Below are 9,419 nucleotides of genomic sequence, written 5' to 3' on the forward strand. Positions count from 1 at the left end.
CGGCGTGCATGCCGCGAGCGCGCACCATTGGGCCGTCGGTCATCGCGGCGCTGCCGTTCACCGGTATAGCTCATCTCCGTTTCTCCGCCCACGCCGGGGCCGGAAGGGCCTTGAAATGCTCCTTAGCACTGCGACCCGAGCCCCTAGGGCGCACATTCTCATAAGAGAATGTTGGAACAGGAAGAACCTCACCCCCAATATCGCCGCGGATGACGCCTACTAGCCCGGCGTGGCCGTAAGCTGCGAGCGCTAGTAGTCCTTGGAGATTCGGACGGGAGCGACCAGCCAGCCAAGAGCGGACAGTGTTGAAAGTCATCCCGGTTTCATTTTTTCGTTCCCTATCCCAGTTGCCCACTCTCGCGATACATTGCCGAATGCCGTCACGAATACTTGCAGTAGAAAATTCACCACCGCCGGAAACGAACGAAAGCAACCTTCCCACCTCGTTAGCTGCCCAGATATCCTGATCTGTCGCGACTCCTTGTTTCGTTCGCTGGCATTGCATACCAATGGAGCCGCAGCGCGGGCATACACCACTAAGTTGTACTGTTTGGGGACCTTTTGTCCAAAGTTCACCCGGCGCACCACACCGTGCTATGCCCAACTGCACGCCATGGACGGGACAAGCCTTCACTGCCTTAAAGGACCACAGAACACGCCCGAACAGCACATCCGCCTCGATAGCGTCTTCCAGACTGGCAAATCCAGCCAAGTCGTCTGCAAAGCATTCAAAGCAAAACTGCTGTGCACGGCATGCCAGTCCTGCAGCTCCCAACACGGCAGTTAGGTGAATCAGGCTAGCTGTCACTGCAACGATTTCGCCCGTAAGCTCCACCAAACGCTCGGCTAAGGTTTTCAATACCAAACTGTCCGCGCCGATCGAAAACGTCTTGGATGCCAGCGCGATCGGCGTACCGGTTGCCTTCAGCCCCGAAGCCTGCAAGGTCGGTTTGATATAGGTGTTGAACAGGACTCCCGGCGTCACGCGATGCTTAAACGCGAGCCGCCGAAAGACACTCTGCAACGATTCCAGTTCTGACGTTCCGACACCCTTCCATTGAATCTCGTAGAGCTCGGGATGTTCTTTCGGGACGTAGAGCATTCCGGACATGACTTTCTCTCCCTCACGTTTCTGCGTCTGGTTCAGCGGCTCTGTGATCGACCTTTGGCAGGCTTGTTGTCCTGCTGGCTGCTAGCAGGGAACTTCTTCGGCGGATCGACCACGATGTCGCGAGCCATCCACCCGTCGTCAAAGCCTCGGATGCGCTCCTCCTGTTCTTCAAACTCCGCCTTCATTCGCGCAAGCTTTGCCGATTGGAGCCTGCAATCGTTAAAGTACTCGTCGTCCCATTGTCCGCCGTTGGCATCTTGTTTTTGCGCCACGGCAGCACACAGCTTCTTGGTCGCTCTCATGTTGCCCAGGCATTCGGTATAGAAATGATCCACGTGCGCCGCCAGGTTCGGAAGATTCCGATAGGGCCATTGATTCTGGATACCAACCAGTATCTCGCCGTACGCCTCCTTTTCTTCTTCGTGCCATCTTTCCTCTTCTTTCGCATCATCGGGGCATCCCGACTTTGCCCCATACCTGGCGAGGTACAGATCCGAGCCTCGTAGCTGGATCTGCGCGTAACCATCGACTGCCTCGAGCATCTCGAAGCCGCCGATAATGATGATCTTTGGACCACAGTCGTCCGCACAAGACTTGATGGAGTCCAGCGTCGCATGCTTATTCCCAAAGCGGAGCAAATGAAAAAACTCATCAAGGGCCAGCGCGAGAATCTGGCGATTTTTGAGGGCCGCCACCATTTCCTTCTGCTTGGCACTGACCTTCTTCGCCTCCCGCTTGGGAAGCATCACGACCCGTCCGTCTATCACCTCATAGGCGACCTTCTGGTCCTTCATCCTTTCGTTGATGGCTTCCAGAGCCAGGTCGTAGACCACACTGGCTTCTGTCTTTTGCCCTTTGAGGGCAGGGATGCTTAAGGGTAGGATCCCCCCGGGAAACCCATAATTCGCCGAGACAAGCAGGTCAGCGACCAGTTCGAATACAAGCGTTGACTTCCCGACGCCGCTGACCCCCGCCAGGGAAATGATTGACACATCATTGCAGGGGCATAGCAGCTCCAGCATGCGATTGGCGACGTCTTCAAGGTTACGGTGCTTGATGCGCAGTCCGCGGAGGTGTCGGATCTTTTCTCGCAAGGGCAGCTCATACACGAGAGCCATCTTCTTGGCAAAGGCCTCTTCCGCTTCCAAGCTTTCCATTTCGGGATTTGTCATTGATGTGCCTCCTATAACCGTACACAAATAGGGGCAAGCAACTCACCAGGCGGACTCGCCCGGCAAGGGTCGCCCCGACATTCCTCCAATTTCTCCGCGAAGGATTTAATAGAATGGCTGAAAGCCGCAGTGCCCTGCTTCAGATCCACCTCCAAACCCATAGCCCACGACAACCACAACACGGCGATCATAAGAAACCTGACCGCTTCCACGCGTCGTCCGACACGAGGCGCGTCTTCCGCCTGGGTCGCCCAGCCGAGACAGATTTCGTGGGCGATTCGGATCGCGGCGGCATGGTGTCGGCGTTTGACGTAGTCCGCCCGGTGTCGTCCGGCTGCTCCTCTGCCGCAGTGTTTGCGAAAGACCCTGGTTGCAGCACCGAAGACGACGTCGTGTCAGCAGCCGCCTGTGATCTACTGGGAAGACGATTTGCCCCCGCATATAGGGGACGGCCCCTGGAACTGCTCAATGGCTTTACCACGCCAATGCGTACGTTCTTGCCTTCGACGTCGATGTTCAATCCAAGGTGGTCGAGCAACGCCTGCTCTTCCTGGCACTCTAGAGCGAGAAGGCGAGCATCGAAGTTCTCCGGATGCAGCATCCGCTCTTGGAGATAGCAGGCGTATTCATTCGTCTTCGACTTGCGGCTCGCAGACGTGGCCAGCTTCTTCCACTGGCTGTAGGCAATGGCCGCTTCGTGCCATGTCCACTTTCGATACGGCTGGAGATTCCGCGCAAAAGCCGCCCGCCATCCATTCGTTGTTTTTACGTAAATCAGATTTGCGCAATGTGGCTCGACTCGAACCGGCAGCTTCGAACCTGCCTTCGTATTGGCAATCGCCGCGCTGGTGAAGTATTGTCCATCGACAAAGACGCCCTGCGGTTCGACCGTACGCGTCGCACTGTGAAAGATGGGCGCCGTCAACATGACGAGGTCAAAGTCATAGGACACCGGCAAGAAATCCCTACTGCCGCAGTACCTGCGTAACTCGTTCTCATACTGCTCGGGCGTTCTGCCCGTCTTTACATGCTTCTGATGCTTGGCACGAAGCTCAAAAAAGTAGTCCTGATACGCCAGATACAGCGCAGGCAGCGTCCACTCTGCGTCATCCCGCGGCAGCTTGCGCCCCGCATAGCGGCGGGCCGCTTTCAAATGGGACGTGTTGCCGTGCATCTGCTTGTCAACTTGCTGCTCTCTGGCCCGGTTCTGCGACTCAATTGGCGAACCGGAGCGGGGATCCGAGCCCTTGCGTTTCCGAATCGTAATGCCAAAGGCCTCTTCCATTGCTGCCACGCTCTCGGTATGCAAATCAAAGCCGCCATCCACGACAAACGTCTTAGCCAAGCAATCCCATCGCTTGACGTATTCGCGGATAGCCATCAGACAAGAGCTGGTGTTGGGAGCACGAAAGCTGAGATACATGGCACGGCAGCGCCGGACGCTCGCGTCCCAGATCAACGTCAACCATGGACGCCCGAGTTGGGTATCATCCTCTGCAACAACAAAAACATCACACAGCGTATGGTCAATATGGCAGACCTCGTGTGGCAGGACACCATGAGGAGATCGGCGGACCTCCATGCGGCCCGTCAGGTTGCGTAGATGGTAAGCGCCGCGTCGGCCATGCTTGTCGACGGGCGAACTTGCGCGATCGATGCGCTCACTCGCTGCCGCAAAGCTCATTGGATCCTCGCCCACCACTGCCTTCGGATTGCGGTCAAGATAGACTTTATAGGTGGCAGTCTTGGTGGCGCTGGGGGTGCCGTCGTGCACCTCCCTCACAATTGAGGCGAAGAATGCTTCGTGGGCTTCGGTGAAGCGTGGGGCTCGATTGCCGACGTGTTTGCTTTTGCCAAGGGCAACGATCTTCCATAGACGTGTGCTTACCGACGCTGCGATCTTCGCCCAGCGTTGCTTAGTTCTCACGTTGACGGGCGCGAGCTTCTTTGCATTGGGCCCTTCGAGGTAGCTCAATCGTGCAATACCGCGCTCTCGCTCCTTGTGGGACAAGTCAACATACGCTGCACGCATCTGCTGGTGCGCCGGCCCATCGTGGTAGTCTCTGCCCGCACCGTTCGCCTTGAGGTCGGCTAGTTCTTCCCGGCTGACCATCAGCGCAATATCGCCCGCCCCTTGCAGCAGGACTTCGTGCTCGTCGACGAATTGGACGACATACGTGTACCCATGGTATTTGACGAAGTCTCCGACCTCGACGATGCCGTCTCCGGGCAGAGGCAGCGGCTGCAGGGGTTCTTGCGCGGCCCGCCAATCCGCAAGCAGTTCGCGATCCCGATAGATCATGACGTCCGGTGTACCGATCCGCTCATGAATCAGGTCCGCGACAATCAGGCCCTCTACCACCGCGCGACGGATGACGTTTCCGTCAATCTGAAACTTGTCGACGCATTCGCGGACGCTCATGAATCCCTGGGCGTCGAACACGTCGAGAATGGTGCGCCTTGCATCCTCGGTCAATGGGGGACAGACGCCATCCTTGTAGCGTTCCAGGTCCTTGATATTGTCGAGCAAAACGTATGGAATTTCCGCGGTGGACCGGATCTCGTAGCGCAACCCAAGCGCGGCATAGGCTCGCTCCGCGTCCGGCCAACTCCAGTCGTGGGTCGCTGGATTCTGAATGAGACCCTTTCCCTTCTTCTGTCGCTTGCGCAAGTCGCTGTCGGACGCGAAGTCCATCACTACGAAGCCGGATTCCCGAAGCACCACATAGTCGGGATCATGCCGGCTTCTTCCCGTCGCCTTGCCGTCCAAGTTCTGGCTTACCCAGCCGTACTCGAATGGCTGCGGCCACCATGCCAATATCGTGGGATCTCGCTCGAAGCACTCGGCAACGGCCGCGAGATCGTGGTGACCGCTCAAAGCCATGCGCCGCCCCGTCTTTTCGCTGAACCAGTGGTCCACGCAGCCGTTGGTCGGCCGACGCAACGCAGATGAATCCTTTTGCCACATGCGTTGAAGCAGTGCGGCGGCATGAAACCCCACGCGATGCTGGAGCAGTGCCGCTTGAAACGCTTCCTCTCGCATCCGCAGCTCCCTTTGCGAAGACTCTTGGCCTAGGCATCCAGCATGTTCTCAGTGCTGGTGCCAGCGAGCCATCGTGATTTCATCAACGTCTCGTACTGATTGCACGTCCGCAGCAAATCCGGACAGCACCGTTAATCGTGCTTGAAACGCGGCGACGGCCGAGCACGTCACCCACTGAACAAGTCAACCCAACCTCGCTGGGGTTGGGCCTGCGGCTGCTCCGCGCTCATCCATCCCGGCCTAACCAGAATCTGACCAGCAGTCGGGACATTGTTGATCGCGACCGCCTGCAGGCGTAACAAGGATCGCGTACTACAGCGCGATAGCCATCATCGCTGTTATCAGACCAGTTTGAGGTGGCACTCGTCCGGTACGACAGTCCGTCGTGCCGTCAAACGCGAGTTTTGCCGGTACCCCATACGCGCAGCAACGCTTCGCTGTGCGGAAGGTGCCCGGGCGCACGACTTGGTGCCAGTCGGCGCCATCGGCCGTCACGACCCTGGCCCCGCGGTCCTGACCCCACCGACCAGTTCACCTTCGTCCAGCCAATAGGTAACGAGGCAGGTTCGTTGCTCAAGCCGCCCCCGACGATCAAGACCACGTCAAGGGGCGTCAAATCTATGAAAGTCGTCATTGTCTGCGCCTTCCTTCGTCACAACTGATCTGGCCGCTCATTTCACACACCACCGACTCTTGCATCGTCGGTATCGACCCCGGCCACGGCGGTGCGCTGGGTGCAGGATCAAATGTGCTTGGATTCGCGAGCGGAATGCTGTGAAGCCCATCGGACGCGGAGGTGTCTCTCGATCCTCGAACAAGCGCGACAGATACAGTAGGTACATCGTCCGAAACGTCGGTCTCCCGCCGTGGAAGTAAGCGTCCTCGATAGCGCCTCGAACGAGCGCCTCATGCCACTCAGGAAAATACTGACGAGCGCGGGGCCGTTGCTGCGCGCCCGTCGTCATTGGTGTAATTTCCATCAGGCCAACACCTGCCGCAGCCATGTCTGGCCGCCAGGGGATCACCGGTGCGACCCCATGCTCCCGCCGCTCGCTATCCGACATGTTTCCCCCCTTTTCGCGTACGCCCTTGGCGGGAACGATTGGGTCGTCACGCAGGACCCTGTCCCAATTCTCGATGGCTTTGGCGATGACCTTGCTGTTGTAGGTGGTGAGCATGGCTCGTCCGGCCGACAGGCTGGCCTCCGACGGCTGTCGGCCGGTGGTGTTGCGCACTGCGTACTGCACCACCTCTAGCGGAAACTGCCTCTCATAGTGCCCGCCCCCGTGAGCCAGAACCCAATCGCCGTCGACTCGCACGACCACAAATCCTTGACCATCGAAGTCGAATTCCATACCGACATACACGCCATCCCGGACAGCCATCGGCACGAGGCTGCGCTCCGGTACTCGTATTTGCACTACCGGCAGATAGCGCAAATCCGCCACGATTTCCGGAGCCGGCGTGCCGCTCAGACTGAAGTGAAGCAGGTCGGCATGCAGGACACCTGCCACGATCCCTCGCTTCACCATATCGACAGGGATGTCGAACCTATCGCGCAACATATCCATCGGAATGATTGGCATGACGGCAAACAGATCGGCGATCTGCTTGCGACCTTCATCCGTCAAGCCCGGATCCGAGGACACACGATAGCGATCCAGATCCCGCTGATTGACAACCCATGGATACGGTATCTCGGCATCCGAATGCAGTTCGTATGCCAAGCCCTTGTCCCGGTAGTAGCGCTCGAGGTCCGGGTAATGCCAGGCATATGGACTTTCCTCGTCCTTGTGGACACGCCCTCTGGCCGCTTGGCCAACGAGGTAGCCTTCATTTCGTACGTCGATGACCACAGGACCGTCGGCAAGGATCAAGAGGAATGCCGGCTTGTGGGTGAAGCGAGCAAGCGTCATACCGCTCTGGTCGCGAAGCTGAATCTCATGCTCGAACGGCTGTGGATAGAACGCGAGAACGTCGCTACGCCGTTCGAACATTTCCGCCAGCGGTGCGGCAACGGTGCGATTTGGGAGGGCGATCATGCGCCCTCCCATTTTGAGGCTTGGCTGTCGCACCTCGACACCCTTGCCAGGCCAGCGCAGTGTTCCGAGGTCGCGCCCGCGTGCCTCCTCGACCAACTCCAGGCCCGATTGCGAAATTTGCCAATCACTCGAGATGCGATAGAAGGATGTCTCGTCCACGACGCCTCCGTCGATGTTCCAGTTCACGTACGATCCGCAGCAGTAAGCCAAGAGCGAATTGCTGCCACGTTATTCCAACAGGATGGCTCGCCCCTCCCCTAGCGCCGGATCTACATTCGATTGGTGTGGAGCATCTCGCACTGGCCAGCGACCCGCGCGCGCGCCTCGCAATGCCATCCACGGACTCCTCCGCAATACGGCGCGGCGACGTTTCCCCTCTTGCGCCGCGCGCGCGCAGTACCGGCGCACCAGCAATCGACGGTCAGTTTCAATCGTCGAGGAATCCGTCATCCCACTTTCCGCCGTTTGACACTTGCTTGCGGGCCAAGGCCATATAGAGCTGCTTGGTCAGCGCCATGTTCCCGTGGGTACGCGAATAGAAGGCATCCACTTTTGCCCAGAAATTTGGCCGGTCCGCATATGGCCAACGGTTGCGCAGACAATTCAGGAGATTTCGGTATGCGGCCCTCGCAGAGCCGCCTCTAGAGGACGCGTCCGGCGACACCGGCTCTCGCGGCGGCGTCCCGTAGGCACCAAGGCGAACATAGGCCGCGCGATGCCGAACACTCGCCAGTTCGGCGAACACGTTGTCCAAATTGCTGTTGCCGACAAAAAGGACCTTGCGCCCAACGCCATCGTTCCATGCGAGGAGTGTCTCCAGGGCGATTCGCTGCGCGCCAGAACAAGGCAACCCGACGACGTCGTCGATGACCAGAATGCGGGGGATGCAGCGTGGCTGCTCCGCCAGGCTCGTCCGCCGCGTCCGGCCCGGCCCGTCAACCACCCCCGCTGCATGAGCAAGCTGGTCAACGACATGGCGCACCGATAACACGTGCCGCGCGCGCGGCCATGCGACAAAGGCCATGTCCGTCCCCCCACCCGATTCCTCCTGCAGGTGCTTGACCAGCGTGGTTTTTCCCACCCCTGGCCGCCCTCCCAGCAGAATCGTCGACACCTCATTCTTGGGGTGAAGCCACGCAGCCAGTCTGCGCGCGGCCCGCTCAAAGCGGGGGTGTCTCAGCACCACGTGATCGAGATAAGCGATCTTGTCCTCATCCGACAGCCGGTGGACTTGATCCATTGTTAAGGAATTGTTCCCCATGGTGACCTCCTGTTGGCAAGGGATGGTGGACGTAGCGCTGACGTCTACTTGCGCACGTTGACAGTGACCGGCTCGGACGGTGCGCCTGCACCATCTTTCACAGTCTGCGAACGGATCCACGTACGGACGCAGCAATGAAAAGCGGTGTAGCTCATACTCCGCGCATCGGGCAACTCGGACGCCGACAGTTCGCGGCAATACATCCGGTAGGCATGCCGCATCGTTAGTATTTGCGCGTCGGCATACGCCCTATTCAGGACGTCACGAACCAGCCGTTCGTGATCGGCCGAAAAGCGTGGCATACGGTTGCCGCTGGGCGACTGCTCTGCCGAGACGAGTCGGGCGGGCATGTCTTGCCGCGGGCGTTTGAAGCCCGTGTAGCAGCGCGCGGTACTCAGGCGAGATGGGGTCCCGGACAACAGCGCGTCGAGCTGTTCCTCTCGGGCCGGATTCTGTGACGCGATGGACAAAGCGGGTCCGCGATCCGAACGCTTGTTGCGCATGACACTCTCCTTTTCGCACCAGAGTCAGGGATGAACGCAGTGTCGGCTCCCGCTGGCGCGCGAGGCGGAATTCGACGACTGAAAGCATGAGGCGCTTCGACCCTCGACAGAAACCTGCCACTGCGACAAGAGAAACTGCAGCGCAGACTCGACCTGCATGATCATTTCCGAGTAGACGGGGACGTTACCGCCCCCATCCCTCACAGACCCGGACGAGCCCAATTAAGGCATCCGGTTCTTCATTGCACAGATTCGCTCACGTATCGGTATAGCAGTGCACAATTCGA

The 9,419-nt window shown here is 58.9% G+C and carries 6 protein-coding genes; all 6 read right to left on the bottom strand.

The annotated features are described in order from the left end of the window. Positions 1-70: 70 nt before the first annotated feature. A complete protein-coding gene (locus DN412_RS41165) occupies positions 71-1,111 on the bottom strand; it encodes a TniQ family protein (protein WP_115216763.1) in 1,041 nt (346 codons plus the stop codon). A 32-nt stretch (positions 1,112-1,143) separates the two neighbouring features. Next, positions 1,144-2,283 (bottom strand): TniB family NTP-binding protein, encoded by a 1,140-nt coding sequence (locus DN412_RS41170; protein ID WP_115216764.1) that lies wholly within the window; start codon positions 2,281-2,283, stop codon positions 1,144-1,146. Positions 2,284-2,470: 187 nt separating this feature from the next. Next, positions 2,471-5,326 carry a hypothetical protein gene (locus DN412_RS41175; RefSeq protein WP_115216765.1) on the bottom strand — a complete coding sequence of 952 codons (2,856 nt, stop codon included), beginning with the start codon at positions 5,324-5,326 and terminating at the stop codon, positions 2,471-2,473. A gap of 671 nt (positions 5,327-5,997) precedes the next feature. Next, complete coding sequence (locus DN412_RS41180; RefSeq protein WP_115216766.1) at positions 5,998-7,554, bottom strand: hypothetical protein; 1,557 nt, start codon at positions 7,552-7,554, stop codon at positions 5,998-6,000. Positions 7,555-7,795: 241 nt separating this feature from the next. Continuing rightward, complete coding sequence (locus tag DN412_RS41185) at positions 7,796-8,629, bottom strand: AAA family ATPase (protein WP_115216767.1); 834 nt, start codon at positions 8,627-8,629, stop codon at positions 7,796-7,798. Between the two features lie 44 nt (positions 8,630-8,673). After that, a complete protein-coding gene (locus DN412_RS41190) occupies positions 8,674-9,132 on the bottom strand; it encodes a hypothetical protein (protein ID WP_115216768.1) in 459 nt (152 codons plus the stop codon). Positions 9,133-9,419: the final 287 nt, after the last annotated feature.

Source organism: Cupriavidus lacunae (assembly GCF_003353055.1).
Lineage (GTDB): Bacteria > Pseudomonadota > Gammaproteobacteria > Burkholderiales > Burkholderiaceae > Cupriavidus > Cupriavidus lacunae.